Raw genomic sequence first — 15,876 nt, 5'->3', positions numbered from 1 at the left:
TGCAAAGAATGCTCTGGAGACGCCGCTATTACCATCGTTTTACCTTGGCGGAACTTGAAATCCGCCGGGAGAAACGTGCCCTGATCGTCCAGAGGGCCCTGCGCCTCTTTGCCATCGTCCTGGCCCTGTGCCTCACCATGCTGCTTTCCCTGGTGTGTTTCAAGCCGTGGAAGGACTTGCGCTCTCTGGAGCATGAGCGTTCCTTCCTCCAGGCGCATCTGGAAAAATCCAGGAAGCAGATGGAACAGGCCAAGAATGAATTCATCTGGATTTCCCAGGACCCCCATTACTTTGAAATGATCGCGCGGGACAAGGGCAACCTGGCCCTTCCCGGTGAGCATATCCTCCGCATCGCGGAACCAAAGCGCCTTAAATAAGGCGCTTTTTTAATGGAAAAGCGGGACCCTGAATACCATGGTCCCGTACGGAACGCGGGCCGCCGCCCTCCGCGTGCCCGGGCAGCCCCGACCCATGGCTCATTCAGGCTGCTTATCCGGCGTGGTCTTGTCATACTCCCGCATGAGCTTGGAGGACCAGCTGATGCTGTCCGGGAAGCGGCACGCGGGCGTAGTGGTCAGGTAGGTTCCCAGCTTTTTGGCGAGGGGTTCCGCATCCTGATGCTTGGAAAAATATAAATCCTTCTGCTCCTGGGGATCATCCGTAACGCTGTAAAACTGCGGCGCGCGGTCCGCCACCAGCAGGTACTTCAAATCCCCGTCCAGCACAGCGGAGGTGTAATCCGTGCACCAGAAGAACGTACGCGGGACGGAAGCCTTCTCATTGCCTACCAGCTCCAGAATATCCATGCCGTCCAGCTTCTTCGGAATCTGGTGGCCGTTTGCCTTCAGCAACGCGGGGAGCAGGTCCACCGTGGAAACGGGCTGCCTGCAAACGCTCCCTGCCGCCAGCCTCTTGTCCGCAGGATACCTGATGATGAACGGCACGCGCACCCCCCCTTCAAAATGCTGTCTCTTGGCTCCACGGAAAGGGGCGTTGCAGGAAGGAGCTTCCGGAGCGCCGCCGTTGTCCGACAGGAACACGACAATCGTGTCCCTTTCCAGGCCGTCCTTCTTCAAGGCGTCCAGAATGCGCCCCACGCCCTTGTCCATGGCATACACCATGGCGCAGTAAATCCTGCGGTCCCGGTTCTGCACGTTCTTGAATTTGGCAAGATCCTCCGGCTTGGCCTGGTAGGGCCAGTGGGGGGCATTGTAGGAAACGAACATGAAAAACGGCTTTTTGTCCTTTCCGGCTTCCTGCAGGAACTCCACCGCCCGGTCCGTAATGTCATCCGTCAGGTAGGTAATATCCTTCTTATCCGTGAAATTGGACTCAATGGCGGAGGGGCTCAGGCCTTCAGCCTCCTTCTTGATGGGGAAATAAGGCCGTGAACCGCCCAGGAACCCCCACCAGTGCGTGAAGCCGCGTTCCGGCGGCGTGTACCCCTTCGTGTGGCCCAGATGCCACTTGCCGAACACGGCGCTCCGGTAGCCGTAAGGCTTCAAATATTCCGGAATCAGCTTCTCCGTCTGGGGCAGTCCGTAATGGGACTCCGGAAGGTAATCCACCTTCACATTGGGATTCGTGGTAATGCCGTAGCGCTTCGGGAAACGGCCCGTCAGCAGCCCCATGCGGGAAGGTGAGCACATCGGCGCCGTTACGTACGCCCGGGAACAGAACACGCCCTCCTTCGCCAGCCGGTCCAGGGAAGGAGTCTTGATCTGTTTGGACCCTGTGCAGCCCAGATCTCCGTACCCCAGGTCATCCGCCAGAATAACGATCATGTTCGGCGGCGTGGAAGGACGGCTCTGCGCCCCCGCCACCCCGCAAAGCAGGCCGAACAGCATCAACAACAAATGCGCTCTCTTCATAGTCTGCTAAATCTACACGGTTCTCCGTTCCTATCAATCAAAAAACCGTCCCGGCTTCTTCCGGAGAATCCCATGGCCCGCACATTTCAAATGCGGTCACGGCAGTCCCTGCCCCTCCCTTTTCTCCCGCCTTTCTTCCAAACCAGCGGCCTGCCGGAACTGCGGCCCTACCCCCTCATCTGCCGCAGAAGGGCCGCTACATACTGCTGGGCTTCCTTTTCCGCGATACCCGTGCCGAACTCGAACGGCTTGCCGTCCGGCTGATCCACCACAATCTTGTTCAGCACTTTATGATTCTGCTGCATGTTGCTCGCTTCAATGGAAACGCGGGCATCCTTCGCCAGAAGAAACTGCTGGCGGCGGCCCAGGCTCCCCACTCCGCGGAACAGCTCTCCCCTGCCCGGCGTCAGAGTCAGCGTCATGCGGCCGAACAGCACATAAACGGCGCCCAGCAACGTGCCGAATCCAACCAGGACGAAAGGAATCAGGAACAACTGCCCGAATAAACCCTCATGGGTCATTTTCCCCATCATCGCAAACAAGATGCTATACGTAATGGCATTCCATATCACGGAAAACAGCAAAAAGAAAAATCCGGCGCCCTTCGGCTTCTTATAAGTCACTTCCAGTCCCCGCGCCGTTTTTACCACGCTCATGCGCCGGGGAATGGAATCAAGGATTTCCTCATCCCGTTCCTCCTGCACAAGGTCTGAAAACCTGCTTATCTTATTGCAGGCGCGGCATAAAGCCATATCCGTGGCCATATTCACATCTTCCATCGCCAGCAGGGCGCCGCACTTCGGGCACTTCAATTCAACAGGGGTAGTCATGCCCGGAACTCTAACAAACTTTCATACCCTGCAAAGCATAAAAATCATCCTGTTACCATCTATTTCACCGCCACCCTTTCACCGGAATCCCCTCTTTCAAGGGGGATGAAACAACGCTGCCATTCGTCCGGAAAAAGAACAAGCCAACCTTTCCCATGAATGGCTTTTGATTATACGGAAGGCGCTCCCCAGAGACAGCGATGCTCTTCACTCCATCAGCTCTCTTACCTTCAAAGGCTGCCTGCGGAGGGGGGCATATTGATATTCACGGTTTTGCCTTTTGTACATCCTTCGGCATTCCCTTGTATAAAAATTCCGTAGCCGGGGTCCGCCCCAATGTCCGGTTGATCAAGTCCGGAATTTCCTTGTCCGCGTACCCCGCCATCCGGAGGTAGTTCTTTACCGCCCCGCTTTGTCCAGGAAACAGATTCACCAGCATTTCCACAAACTCCTCCATCCAGCAATCGGAAAGATAATGCTCCAGCCTTCTATTCCGGGTATCGTTTACTCCCAGCTTGTTGAGGAAGACATGGTACTGGGGGTTGACGAGACTGCCGATCTCCTTTTTCTTGAACTCTTCTTCCACGTACTTCCGGTTCAACGGAATAAACGACTTCTTCAGGGCCTCATGCTTCGCCTCCAAATCCGGATCATAATGGCTCCGGAACTGCGCATAGGTAGCAGCAGCGTACGTGGCCAGCAAGTCGCACAGCGTCTTGCCCCGCAGATGCAGGCGGCGCGCCATCGGCGCAGCGTCTCGGCTCATCACGTAGAGGAAAGACAGCATGTCATGTTTGATATCCTGGTCCTTATTGTCAAAAATGCTCTCCGGCGTAGCCTTATCGTAGTCCGCGGGATACAGGGGCGCGGCGGCAATGTCATGGAACAGCCAGAGCTGCAATGCCAACTCCTCCCTCGTGATCTGTTTGTTGTCAACGGAAGCGCATTGACCCAGCAGGGCATCGGCTCCATCATAAAACTCCCTCAGCTTCCCCTGCTTCAGCTTTTCCTGCAAGCCGGACAACTCCGCAGGGGGAGATTTAAACGGGTCCATGCATGCCGGAGCAGGAATGGCATGCCCCAGCGCAGCCGCGCAGAACAACACGGCAACGCAGATAAACAGGTTCATCAGATCATTACCCTCCTTCTCACGGTTTTGCCTTTTGTACATTCTTCGGCATTCCCCTGTACAAAAATTCCGTAGCCGGGGTCCGACCCAATGTCCGGTTGATCAAGTCCGGAATTTCCTTGTCCGCATACCCCGCCATCCGGAGGTAGTTCTTTACCGCCCCGCTTTGACCGGGAAACAGATTCACCAGCATTTCCACAAAATACTTCATCCTGGGAGTGGAAATGAAATTCTTTAACAGTTCATTCCGGTTATTATTTACCCCCAGCTTGTTGAGGAAAACGTGGTACTGGGGGTTGACCAGACTGCCGATCTCCTTCTTCTTGAACTCTTCTTCCACGTACTTCCGGTTCAACGGAATAAACGATTTTTTCAGGGCCTCGTGCTTCGCCTCTATATTCGGGTCGTAATGGTCCCGGAACTGCGCATAGGTAGCAGCAGCGTACGTGGCCAGCAAGTCGCACAGCGCCTTGCCCCGCAGATGCAGGCGGCGCGCCATCGGCGCAGCGTCTCGGCTCATCACGTAGAGGAAGGACAGCATGTCATGTTTGACGTCCAGATCCTTATCGTCAAAAATGCTCTCCGGCGTGGCCTTATCGTAGTCCGCGGGATACAGGGGCGCGGCGGCAATGTCATGGAACAGCCAGAGCTGCAACGCCAGCTCCTCCCTCGTGATCTGTTTGTTGTCAACGGAAGCGCATTGACCCAGCAGGGCATCGGCTTCCTCATAAAACTCCCTCAACTTCCCCTGCTTCAGCTTTTCCTGCAAGCCGGACAACTCCGCAGGGGGAGATTTAAACGGGTCCATGCATGCCGGAGCAGGAATGGCATGCCCCAGCGCAGCCGCGCAGAACAACACGGCAAGGCAGGCAAACAGGTCCATCAGATTATTTCCAGGCATATTCATAATTCATTTGGTGATTGTATAAATCATAAGAGATGGCGCGCCCGAATTTCCTGATGGCAATCTGGACTTCTTTAATCTCGCCATCTATTGCCTCAAATTTCATATATTCAACTTTGAATCTCTGCTCCACGGTCCCTACTTTGAAAATATCGTCGTTGGCAGACTCCTTGCCTCCATTTCCATCATGCACTTTCCAATCACAGGTCCAGAACCATTCCTGCGGCAGTTTGGCGCCCCATACTGTATTATAATACGCCGCATAAGCCACCTGATCAATCAACGAATTATTTAGTTCAATGATCCTGGCGTCATTGCATCCATGACCCGTATGCGGCACGCCCAACTTTATTTCACCTTTCTGGGGATCGGGAGGCGGATCCGGCATGACATAGGTCAACCCTCCATCACGCTCAATCAGTTTGATATTGCTGAAACTCACCGCCGTAGGCTCTACCGTCAGTTTGACATCCGCCGCCACAACAACGATATTGGGATCACTCGGAAGACTGGATTTAACGGGAACGGCTGCCGTCAGTTTGGTCGGCACAAGAATCTCAAAGGTAATGGTTTTTTCCAGGCCTTCACTCGTAGTGACGGTAACTTCCACCTCTCCCTTCTTTTCCACTCGTTTGCTGACAGTCAAAGTAACTTCTTCGTGCCCCTCCGTTTTTTGGGGGAGAGTGGCAAGGGATTCTCCCTTGGTAACCTTCCACTGCAGTTGGGAAATATCTCCCTTGGGTTTTCCGGCCAAGGTCAACACAACCTTTTCCCCCATGCCCAGCTTTTTCCGCTCCTTATCCGCCTTTTCATCCACATCCTTCCCCTGTTCCCTGGCAATATAGAAATCGGCAGAACATTTTACAGTTTCCGATTTAATTTCCAGCGCCTGTACCTCATCAGGGATATCTTCCACAGCTTGTGCAAAAGCGCCAAACCAGTGGATCATCAACATCAGGGAAACCGAACGTATTTGAAACAGAGACGACATAGCAGGAAGGAAAGCTGGCAAGTTGTTGCCCTATCCGGGTAATTTATTTGTTTGCAGATGTAAAGAAAAAGTTAAAAATCTTAATCACCCTTAATAAATTACGAGCACTCTTCCCTCCCTTTCCGGAGTGGTGTCCGCTTCCCGCAAAAAATGGCGGCCTCCATCACGCAGAAGGCGCCCGGACTTCCTGGCGCCGGATCAACTGCCGGTTCAAGCGGCAAGGCACACAGCCATCAGGCGCGGAACTGGCCGCCTATGCTGACGGTGTCAAATTCCACGATTTTCACAATGATGTTTTCCGCGGTGTCCGCCTCCCGCTTCCGGATGGCATCCAGCAGATCGTCATGCAGCTTCATGGCGCCGGTGTCATATTGCTTCTCCTCCAGCAGCCCTTCCAGATTTTCCTGCACATGGCGGACAACCACGTTGTACAATTCCGCCAGCACCGGGTTATGCGTGGCGCGGGCCACGGCGGCATGGAACAGCATGTCGTCCTCAATGCCCGGCCTTACCCTGGCATGGCAATCCCTCAGGGAGCTTTCCAGCTCCTTCAAATCCTCCTCCGTCCTTTTAACGGCGGCCAGCCGCGCAATCTCCTTTTCCAGCGCCAGGCGGGCCTCCAGAATCTGGGGCAGTTCCGATTCCTTCAGGCGGTTGCTTACCGCTACGGCAAACCGGTCCGACGCCATCACGTAGGTGCCGTCTCCGGGCCGCGCTTCCAGCATCCCCATGTGAATCAGGGATTGCAGGGCCTCCCGAATGGTATTATGGCTGACGGAGAAGGCCCGCGCCAGTTCCGGCTCTGCGGGAATGCGGTCCCCCACCTTCCACTTGCCGGAGCGTATCATGGATTCCATGGCGGTGAGCACTTGGCGGGACAGGGACACCCTTACAGGCTTCTTCAACTCCATTTTCTTGGCTTTCTTCATGAAAAGTTAACGGATAACGGTCCAGAGGCGCCCCTTTTCCGTCTTGATCAGCTGGATATCCAGCTCAAAGGCGTCTTTCAGGTTTTCCTCCGTCAGCACCTCGTCCCGGCTTCCGTGCGCCACAATCTCGCCGGACTTTAAAATCATGCCGCGGTTGAAGACGGGCAGAATGTCCTCAATGCGCTGGGTGATGAACACGATGGTCAGATCAGGCCGCGTCTCCGCCAGCTCCTCAATGGTGTTCAGCAAGAATTCCCGCCCGGCCAGGTCCAGGTAAACGCTGGGCTCGTCCAGGATCATCAGCTCCGGGTTCGTCATCAGGGCGCGCGCAATCAGCACCTTCACCTGCTCCCCGGAAGACATGGCCACCACGGGCCTGTCCATCAGATGCTCCGCCTTCAGGGATTGCATGATCCCGGCGGCTTTTTCCTCCTCTTCCGGCGTAGGCTCCCTCAGCAGGCCGATCGTCCCGTCGGGGCCGGAAAGCACCATGTCGCGCCCGCTCCAGGCTCCGTCCTCCAGCCATTTGTGCATGAACGGGCTCACCCATGCAATGGATTTGCGCAGTTCCAGCAGGTTCACCTGCCCGAAGGTCTTGCCCAGCACCTGGACCTTGGCGCCGAAGAGAGGCCAGGCAAACCCCATCAGCACCTTGACCAGCGTCGTTTTCCCGGCGCCGTTCGCGCCCAGGATGAAGCAGCGTTCTCCGCGCTGCACCTGCCAGGAAATATTGTGCAGGATTTCATGTCCGCCCAGAAACACTCTGGCGTTCTCCACATTGACGGCCGGGAAGGAATTGTCCATAAACTGAAAGATGGCGGGCTTCCGGGGGAAGTCCGGGTTGTATGCGGGCCGTTCCTCCGGAATACGGCGGAACGGCCCGTGAAAGAGTCAAAAGAAACCTTAGTTCCTTTCAAACAGGCTGCGAATCTTGGCGCCCACGATTTCCACCGGGTGCTGGCCCAGGGCTTCGCGCTTGGCCTTGAGGTTGGGCGCGCCCTTGGCGGCTTCTTCCAGCCAGTCCTTGGCGAACTTGCCGGATTCAATGCGCTTGAGGGATTCCTTCATGCGTTCCTTCACATCGGCGGGCAGGATCTGCGGGCCGTTGTAGTATTCACCGAATTCAGCGGTGTTGGAAATCACGGAATTCATCTTCTGGATGCCGCCCGTGTAAATCAGGTCCACGATCAGCTTGGCTTCATGCACGCATTCAAAGTAAGCCATTTCCGGCGGATACCCGGCTTCCGTCAGGGTTTCAAAACCGTACTTCATCAGGTCCACAATGCCGCCGCACAGCACATTCTGTTCACCGAAGAGGTCTTCATACGTTTCCTGGGCCATGGTGCATTCCAGCACGCCGCCGCGGGTCAGGCCTTCAGCCTTCGCCATGGCAAGGGCCACGTTGCGGGCATTGCCGGAGGGGTTCTGGTGCACGGCGATCAGGCCGGGGCAGCCGAAGCCTTCTTCAAACACGCGGCGCACTTCCGTGCCCGGGCCCTTGGGGGCCACCATGATCACATCCACGTCCGCGGGAGGAACGATGGTGTTGAACACGTAGGCAAAGCCGTGGGAGCAGCAAAGCGTCTTGCCAGCCTTCAGATAGGGCTTGATTTCAGCTTCATACACGGCGCCGTGGCTTTCATCAGGCAGCAGAATGTGGATGATGTCCGCCTTGTCGGCGGCTTCAGCTACGGTCATCACCTGGAAACCGTCCTGGGTGGCGGCGTCAAAAGACTTGCCGGGGCGAACGCCGATAATCACGTTCACACCGGAGTCACGCATGCAAAGCGCCTGGGCGCGGCCCTGGGCGCCATATCCGATCACGGCAACGGTCTTGCCGTTCAAAGCGCTGAGATCAGCGGCGTTATCATGAATAATATCCATTGTTACTCCTTCTTTAAGTAGAATTCATCCAAACATCCAATGTTTGGATGAATGACAACATAGCCGTCCGCGGGCCGATTGCAAGCGCTTTTAACCGGATAGCCGCGTTTTTTAAATGATGTGGACGGAGAAAAGGCAACAGGGAAAAAGTTTGAAAGGCCAATGAATCACCCCACGGTTCCCTGCAGAGCAGCTATCAGAGGACGCGGCGGAAGGACTGTTTTCCCACGGTTTGAACAAAACACGGCCAACTGGGAGAAGGTTTGATTCGTTCATCTTCCAGATTCCCCGGCACCGCGGGCTTCATGCTTCGCATTCCGTCCAACCGGGCACGCCCGGCTTCCCGGCCTTCACAGTTGTATTTCCCCGGAACGGAGCGAAGGCGTTTTTCCCATAACGGAACACAGCTTTTCCATCAAGCTGCCGCTTCTTCCCGGTTCACGGACTGCAACCCTCACAAATCCCGCCCCACGGCATGCTCCTGGGAAGACGGGGAATTGCTGTAAATCAACTGGGAGGTATCGTACCCCAGTTCCTCCGCGCAATGAAGCATGGGCTGAAGTTCGCCGTCATCAAGCTGCGGCCTCCGGGCCAGCAGCCACAGGTAATTGAGGGAGCCGCCGGAAACCACGGCGCGGCTGTAATCCTCATCCAGAAAAGCCACTTCATACCGTCCGTACACCAGAGGCACGAAGTATACTTTCAAATGGTTGGGGGCATCCGCCACCACGGCCCGCGCATGAGCCTCCTTCCGCTCCCCGGTGCGGACGTCATAGCCGCTGTTGGTAACGGAAACGGTGCCGTTTTCTCCGTGGTCGTACCGGGCCGTCACCTTGCGCAGCCCGCGCTCAAACCAGTTTTCCAGACGGGCAATTTCATGCCAGTCCCCCAGGTAACGTTCCAGGTTGAAATCCGGCATGGGAGCCGTCTTGACAGAATGGCCGGGAAACAGTGAAGTGAAGATGGTTTGGATGATGCTCATGATTTGTCGGGGAATGCCTTGTTGAAAAAAGTGCGGATATCCGGATATTGAAATTCAAATCCCTCCCGCAGCAGCGTTTCCGGCACGGCGCACTGCCCGCGGGTAATCACCTGGGAAGCCTCCCCCATCAGCAGGCGCAGAACGGCGTCCGGCACATGGATGGACAGGCGGGTGTGGAAATGCTCCGCGGCGGCCTTGTAGAATTCCCGGTTGGTGGTGCGTTCCGGGGCCGTCACATTGACCGGGCCGGAGATGTCTCCCTTCCCCATGATGAAGATCAGGGCGTCCACCAGGTCCTCCAGGGCCACCCAGGAGAAGGAATGGTCCGGGTCCCCTACGGAAGCCGTGATGCCGAACCGGGCGGGCCTCACCATTCTGGGCAGGGCTCCGCCATCCGGGGAAAGAACCACGCCAAACCGGGTGCGGACCAGCCGCACGGAGCCATTCACCAGCTCAGCCTCCTTTTCCCAGGCCAGGCATAATTCCGCCAGAAAGGAATCCGCCGTTGGGTCATCTTTCTCACCATGGCACCCGGACGGGCTGTAGTACCCCACGGCGGAAGTGGAAATCATCACTTCCGGCGGCTCATGCAGGCGGTTGACCGCTTCCACCAGCTTGCGGGTGGTCATGATTCTGCTTTCCACCAGCTCCTTTTTGTAATCATCCGTCCAGCGCCGGTCGATGGGCGCCCCGGCCAGATTGATGACGGCATTGCACCCCGCCAGGGCTTCTGCCAGGCAGTCCACACTGTCCTGCGTGAAGAGGTAGCGCCACAAGGGCGTGACCTGGTGCCCCAGCACCGCCAGGCGGCTGGACAAATGGCTGCCGATAAATCCGCTGGATCCCGTAATGGCTACATTCATGACCTTGAATTCAGATAACGTCCATTTCCGCCGCCGCATTCCGGCACGCTGCCGGAAACATCCTGCACGGAAACGGACAACCTTTAACGGATAAGACATTTCTTCCGCGCTCCTCCGTTCAGCGGAGGACGTACTTTGACAGTCCACCGTCTCCGCAACGTCTCCCAGCACCGGATTCCGCACGCGGCCCGGGAAAAGGAAACCTGGTTTCCGCCCACCTCATTTATGCAGGGACACACCCCTGCAACTACTTTCTCAAGAACAAACCATCATCCTTCACCACTCCCGCAGTGACCGTCATTGGTGCGGGGGCGCAGGCCCCTACCCTCTGCAATTTCATCCGGCAGCCTTTCGCCCCGTCGTGCGCGCGCAATTGAGCAAGCGTCCCCCCGGCACGCCGGAAGGGGGGCGGCCCTCAAGCCGGGCCGGAGATGGAAAAGTCGTCTTCTTCCCCTTCTTCGGCAAATTCATGCTTGAGCATGAAGAGGCCGCACACGTTCATCAGCACGCAGGTGATGTAGAGCTTCACGGGGGCCATGACAAAATCCAGCAGCAGACCGGAAGGAAGGTTCAGGATCACCCATCCTCCTGCGCCAATGGCGGCAAGCACCCCGGCATAGGCCAGGGGCGCCCTCCGGACCAGCATCCACCAGCCCACGGGTGAAAGCCCGGAAAAACTTTCCAGAACGGCTGTTCTCATGAACGCGCCCGGGAAGTACACCGCCCCCGCCGCAATGAAAAGCCAGGCCAGGGAGCCGTCCAAATCCCAGTCCGCCACGTTCAGGTAAATAACCAGAGGCAGGGAAGACACCACCATGCACGCCACCAGTTGAATGAAAGGCATCATCATGCTGTCCAGCCAGTCCTCCAGCTCCGGGAAAAGGCAGATTTCCTCTTCACCCATGGCGGACTGCTGCACCATCTTCATGAAAAAGACGCCCATGAAGGGCAGCAGGAAGCAGAAATTGGCAATCAGGCCAATGAGGGAAGCCCATGAAGCCAAATACATGGCCCATATAATAAGCACTCCAAAAATAAACACCATGGGGCGCCCCCGGAAAGGGTAGCCCAAAGAAGAGAGGTAGTCGGACATGCGGAAATGTTAGATAAGCTACCCCACACCGTCAACGCCTTATTCCATCTCTAACAAAATAGTTTATTCCTCCCTTTCAGGAATAAAACGCCTCCACCGCCCGCGCCATGCGCTCCATGTCCTGCGGACCGCAGCGCTGGTCCACGGGCAGCGGCAGCAGATGCAGCGCCAGCTTCCATTCCAGGCTGTCCGCCGGAGCCCGTTCCAGTACCTCCGGCCACAGCAGGGGAACCAGGATGCGTTCATCAATCAGAGCGTTTCTCAATTCCGGAAAAGCCGTCCAAAACGGATAGCAGAAAGGCCCGGACACGGAATCAAGGTCCACGGACAGCCGGTTCAACGGCCCCAGCCTTTCGTGCAGAAACCGGAAGTTCTCCATGCGCCGGAGCCTTGCCCGCTCATAGTCAATGCCGCCAATCAAACGTTCCGTCAAACGGGACATCCTGCGCAAGGGGGCGTTCCGCAAACGCTCCTCGTTGCGCCCGCAGGCCGCAGACGCCCCCTCCGGCCCATGTTCCAGCCATTCCAGCAGGAAGGCGGCGTCCGGCAGGGATTCATCCCGTTCCTCCGGCAGCGGATCCCCGGCCCCCATGACGGCAATACCCCCGTCCGGCAGCCCGGAGAATTTGCGCGGGCTATACAGGGCGCACGCCCCGGAACGCGGCGGGGAATACAGGGCCAGCGCATTGTCCACAATCAGCCTCCCTCCATACCGGGAGGCCAGCAGGTCCACATACTTCTCCTTGATGCCGAAGTAATTTGCGTACAGCAGGTATTCCCCCTCCTCCAGTTCCGGCAGCTTCTCCAGCTCCAGGCGTTCGTCCAGGCGGTAAAAGACGGCGGGCACCCGGAGCCGTTCCATCGGTTCCAGCGCAGCCGGGCACGTATACAGGGGAACATGGACGCGCCGCACATCTCCCAGACGGCGCAGGATATGCTCCAGTGCGCGCCTGCCGGAATTCACGGCCACGCTCCGGCCCGGATGCCATTGCGGGAAATTGCCGTATTCCGGCAGTTCCAGACCGAAAAAGCCGCCTATGTCCGTCCGCCCTTCCATGCGCCATGCATACTACATCCGTCCCTTAAAAGAAAGCGCCATGTGGAACGGCCCCGTGCCCGCCATGGCGGAACAGCGCGGGAACGGTTGAAAACGGAGCGGCTTCCCATCGGCTCCATGCTCCCGGAACACTGGAACAAGGGCAAGATACAGCGTTCCCCTCCATCCCTCCCCGCCCTTCCCGGCGGTTTGAAAAGGAATGCGCCCGCTCCCGCGCCGGGGGAGTGGCAGAATACGGCCGGGAAGAAAAATCAAAGGGGAATGGATCGCAGGCATGCGGGAAAAGACGCCGGGCGCCCCGGCATCAGGCTACCTCCGCAGCGCCTCTCAAACCGTCGCATTTTGAACGGATGCCCCGGGAATGGACTCCTGACCTTATGCCTTCATCATTCACACTTCACAGCAAGGACCTGGGCGGCGTCGCCACGCCTGTCAACCGGCACACCAGCATTGGAGGAGCCAATCAGTCCCCCCAGCTCTTCTGGACCAATCCGCCGGAAGAAACAAAGAGCTTTGCCGTCACCATTCATGACCGTGACGCGCCCACCGGAAGCGGCTTCTGGCACTGGCTGGCCGTCAACATTCCCGCCTCCGTCCGGGAACTGCACGCGGATGCCGGAAACCCGGCCACCCGCCTGATGCCGGAACAGGTTGTCCAAATCCGCAATGACGCCGGATTCACAGGCTACAGCGGCAGTTTCCCGCCCCCGGGCCACGGCTGGCACCTGTACCTGGTCACCGTTTACGCGCTGGATACGGCTTCCCTGCCGGTAACGCCGGATACGCCCGCCGCCCAGGTGGGGTTCCACCTCTGGCAGCACACGCTGGAAAAAGCGTCCCTTGTCTTTTACGACCAGGTTCCGGCCAAATAGTCCGCGCTTTTACCGGGCTTCCCGTTTGGCGGCCTTTCCGGCATCCATCCAGGTGGCCCGGTGCCACCATCCTTCCAGCACCCCGTAGCGGTGGCGTTCCAGCCACCAGCGGCAGAACCATATCTGCGCCGCCATGGCGGCGCAGCCGATCACAAAACTGGCCAGGTACCCGCAATAGGAGGCCAGCCCCAGCGCATACGGGAAGAAGATCAGGGAGCCGATCATGGACTGGGAAACGTAGTTGGTCAGGCTCATGCGCCCGTAGGTCAGTAGCGGCACCGTCACTTTCCGGAAATATTCCAGCCGGTACAGCAGGACGAATCCGGCCACCCACAGGCCGGTAAAGCAGACGTTGTGCCACATGCTGAACACGGTATGCAGCGGAGCAGGCAGCCCGGGAAGGGACATCACCACGTAAAACGCTACGGCCCCGGCCAGGGAAAGAAGCAGCCCGCGGGTCCAGAACACGGCATTTCCGTCATTCTGCAAAAAGAAATCCTGCCTTCCCAGCACAAAGCCCAGCAGGAACAGGCCCGGGGCCTGCATCAGGCGCCCGGCTTCAATGCCCCACGCCAGGCTGGCCCACTGGCCCACGGTCAGGTTCTCCCTGGCCATCACCCAGAAGTTGCCCGTATCCACCGCGGCTTTCAGGGAGGCGTATGATTCCGCCACGGACAGGGAGGGCGGCGCCCAGCCCGGATTTACCCACTGCGCCGCCGCATACGCCCATTCCAGGGGCTGCGCCAGGAAGAACAGGGACAGGAGCACCAGTGCGGAGGTTTTCAAGCGGCGGCACGGCACCAGCAGAAGCCCCGCAATGGCGAAGGTCAGCAGCACGTCCCCGCCCGGAAAGAACATCGCGTTCAGGCAGGCGAACACCACCAGCAGGCACATGCGCCAGACGAACCTGCCCGCAAAGTCCCGTCCCTTCCGCGCCTGGTTGCGGTACTGGATGGCAAAGGTGAACCCGAACAACAGCGCAAATATGGTGTAGGATTTTCCGGCGAACAGGAAGAAGAAGACCTCCTTGAACTGCTGGTTGGCCGCCTCCATCACCGGGGAGGAAGCCACGGGGTAGGAATTGTAGATGAAATGCTCCAGGAAATGCAACAGCATGATCGCCATCACGGCAAAGCCGCGCAGGGCGTCCACCACATAAATACGTTTGCTGTCCGGAGAGAGTACGGGATCCATGGCAGTGATATTACAGCGCGGGAAGCGCCTTTGTTTCAACAGAAGCAACGTTACACCACGGCAAAGCCGTTTACAGCAAAAATCCACGCCGGACTTCTTTTCCTTCATATTCCTGAAAATTAACAGGTCCCGCCTTTTCTGCTTGCGGATTACCGGACGCATGGAGTAAGTTCACGCAAAACTCTAACAACTCCCCGGGCTTTTTTCCAAAAAGCCGCGGTCATCCGGCAGTTCCCCATGAATACCCTCCCCTCTCTCTCCCAGGAAGAACTCGGCTATGCCGTAAGAAAGCTTGACGCCCTGGCCGCCGCCATGAACCAGGTGCTGTTCGGCAAGGAAGACCTCATTGAACTCGTCCTCATCGGCGTGCTGGCGCGCGGCCACATCCTGCTGGAAGGGCTGCCCGGCCTGGGCAAGACGGAACTGGTCAAAGGGCTCTCCAGGGCACTGGCCCTCACGGCGCGCCGCGTCCAGTTCACGCCGGACCTGCTGCCCGGGGACATCACGGGCACTCCCGTCCTCCAGGAAATGAACGGGGCAAAAACCTTCGTCTTCCAGGAAGGCCCGGTCTTCGCCAACATCATGCTGGCGGATGAAATCAACCGCGCCTCTCCCAAGACCCAGTCCGCCCTGCTGGAGGCCATGCAGGAGCGCCGCGTCACCGTAATGGGGGAAACCCATGCCCTGCCTCATCCCTTTTTCGTCCTCGCCACCCAGAACCCCATTGAACTGGAGGGCACCTTTCCCCTGCCGGAAGCGCAGCTGGACCGCTTCCTTTTCAAAATCAACGTCAGCCGCACCCCGGCGGACGTGCTGGCCCGCATCGTCCTCAACCGGGAAATGGGCGTGGAGCCAGAAATTTCCCCGGTCCTGGACGCGCAGGAATTGCTGGACCTCATGCAGATGGCCCGGAACACCGCCATTCCGGAAGTGGTGGCGGACTACATAGGCAGGCTGGTCAACGCCACCCACCCCGGAGAATCGGAAGCCTCCGGCGGCGTCAAGTACGGGGCCAGCCCCCGGGCGGCCCTGGGCCTGGCTGCCGCCGCCAAGGCGCGCGCGCTGCGCCACGGACGCCCCTTCTGCTCCTTTGAAGACGTGCAGGCCGTGCTCCATCCCGTGCTGGGCCACCGTATCCTGCTCAACCACATGGCCCGGCTGGACGGCATGACTCCCGCCACGGTCATCGACCGCCTGATGAAAGAAATCCCGGCCCAGAACAAGCCCCTGCCGGATTCCCTGGCCGCCGCCAAAATTCATTAATCCAGCACCCTTAC

Annotated in this window: 16 protein-coding genes; 3 read left to right on the top strand and 13 right to left on the bottom strand. The window is 58.1% G+C overall.

Features of this window, described 5'->3' with window-relative positions:
* Window positions 1-8: 8 nt before the first annotated feature.
* Window positions 9-377, top strand: coding sequence for a septum formation initiator family protein (locus tag ABGM91_RS06415; RefSeq protein WP_290565651.1), 369 nt, complete (start codon window positions 9-11; stop codon window positions 375-377).
* Between the two features lie 99 nt (window positions 378-476).
* Here the strand turns inward: ABGM91_RS06415 and ABGM91_RS06410 are convergent, their stop codons facing one another.
* From ABGM91_RS06410 to ABGM91_RS06355, 12 genes are all read right to left on the bottom strand, one after another.
* Entirely contained in the window at window positions 477-1,871 is a 1,395-nt protein-coding gene (locus ABGM91_RS06410) for a sulfatase-like hydrolase/transferase (protein ID WP_354830618.1), read from the bottom strand.
* 167 nt (window positions 1,872-2,038) lie between these two features.
* A complete protein-coding gene (locus ABGM91_RS06405; protein ID WP_215427445.1) occupies window positions 2,039-2,701 on the bottom strand; it encodes a hypothetical protein in 663 nt (220 codons plus the stop codon).
* 265 nt (window positions 2,702-2,966) lie between these two features.
* On the bottom strand, window positions 2,967-3,830 hold the full coding sequence (locus ABGM91_RS06400; protein WP_354830617.1) for a hypothetical protein: 864 nt from the start codon (window positions 3,828-3,830) through the stop codon (window positions 2,967-2,969).
* Between the two features lie 19 nt (window positions 3,831-3,849).
* Window positions 3,850-4,731, bottom strand: a complete 882-nt coding sequence (locus ABGM91_RS06395) for a hypothetical protein (RefSeq protein WP_354830615.1) — start codon at window positions 4,729-4,731, stop codon at window positions 3,850-3,852.
* A complete protein-coding gene (locus ABGM91_RS06390; protein ID WP_354830614.1) occupies window positions 4,718-5,689 on the bottom strand; it encodes a hypothetical protein in 972 nt (323 codons plus the stop codon). The genes ABGM91_RS06395 and ABGM91_RS06390 overlap by 14 nt, the downstream gene beginning before the upstream one ends.
* Window positions 5,690-5,958: 269 nt before the next feature.
* On the bottom strand, window positions 5,959-6,654 hold the full coding sequence (locus ABGM91_RS06385; protein ID WP_354830613.1) for a FadR/GntR family transcriptional regulator: 696 nt from the start codon (window positions 6,652-6,654) through the stop codon (window positions 5,959-5,961).
* 6 nt (window positions 6,655-6,660) lie between these two features.
* Entirely contained in the window at window positions 6,661-7,458 is a 798-nt protein-coding gene (locus ABGM91_RS06380) for an ATP-binding cassette domain-containing protein (RefSeq protein ID WP_354830611.1), read from the bottom strand.
* A 99-nt stretch (window positions 7,459-7,557) separates the two neighbouring features.
* Complete coding sequence (gene ilvC, locus ABGM91_RS06375; RefSeq protein ID WP_215427455.1) at window positions 7,558-8,538, bottom strand: ketol-acid reductoisomerase; 981 nt, start codon at window positions 8,536-8,538, stop codon at window positions 7,558-7,560.
* Window positions 8,539-8,992: 454 nt separating this feature from the next.
* Window positions 8,993-9,520 (bottom strand): lipocalin family protein, encoded by a 528-nt coding sequence (locus ABGM91_RS06370; protein ID WP_215427457.1) that lies wholly within the window; start codon window positions 9,518-9,520, stop codon window positions 8,993-8,995.
* Window positions 9,517-10,383 (bottom strand): TIGR01777 family oxidoreductase, encoded by an 867-nt coding sequence (locus tag ABGM91_RS06365; RefSeq protein ID WP_290565658.1) that lies wholly within the window; start codon window positions 10,381-10,383, stop codon window positions 9,517-9,519. Before ABGM91_RS06365 ends, ABGM91_RS06370 begins: the two co-directional genes overlap by 4 nt.
* A 415-nt stretch (window positions 10,384-10,798) precedes the next feature.
* Complete coding sequence (locus ABGM91_RS06360) at window positions 10,799-11,392, bottom strand: hypothetical protein (RefSeq protein ID WP_354830610.1); 594 nt, start codon at window positions 11,390-11,392, stop codon at window positions 10,799-10,801.
* A 160-nt stretch (window positions 11,393-11,552) separates the two neighbouring features.
* On the bottom strand, window positions 11,553-12,533 hold the full coding sequence (locus ABGM91_RS06355; protein WP_354830609.1) for a hypothetical protein: 981 nt from the start codon (window positions 12,531-12,533) through the stop codon (window positions 11,553-11,555).
* Window positions 12,534-12,910: 377 nt separating this feature from the next.
* Between ABGM91_RS06355 and ABGM91_RS06350 the strand changes: the two genes are divergently transcribed.
* Window positions 12,911-13,405 carry a YbhB/YbcL family Raf kinase inhibitor-like protein gene (locus ABGM91_RS06350; RefSeq protein ID WP_215427467.1) on the top strand — a complete coding sequence of 165 codons (495 nt, stop codon included), beginning with the start codon at window positions 12,911-12,913 and terminating at the stop codon, window positions 13,403-13,405.
* A gap of 9 nt (window positions 13,406-13,414) precedes the next feature.
* Here the strand turns inward: ABGM91_RS06350 and ABGM91_RS06345 are convergent, their stop codons facing one another.
* The gene (locus ABGM91_RS06345) at window positions 13,415-14,599 is read right to left on the bottom strand and encodes a DUF418 domain-containing protein (RefSeq protein WP_354830606.1); all 1,185 of its coding nucleotides are present in this window, start codon (window positions 14,597-14,599) and stop codon (window positions 13,415-13,417) included.
* Between the two features lie 237 nt (window positions 14,600-14,836).
* On the opposite strand from ABGM91_RS06345, the gene ABGM91_RS06340 reads away from it, so the two are divergent.
* On the top strand, window positions 14,837-15,862 hold the full coding sequence (locus ABGM91_RS06340) for an AAA family ATPase (protein WP_354830604.1): 1,026 nt from the start codon (window positions 14,837-14,839) through the stop codon (window positions 15,860-15,862).
* The last annotated feature ends 14 nt before the right edge of the window (window positions 15,863-15,876 follow it).

The sequence above is a fragment of the Akkermansia muciniphila genome (assembly GCF_040616545.1).
In the GTDB taxonomy this organism is placed as follows: Bacteria; Verrucomicrobiota; Verrucomicrobiia; order Verrucomicrobiales; family Akkermansiaceae; genus Akkermansia; species Akkermansia muciniphila_E.
This window is presented reverse-complemented; position numbering and strand designations above follow the sequence as displayed.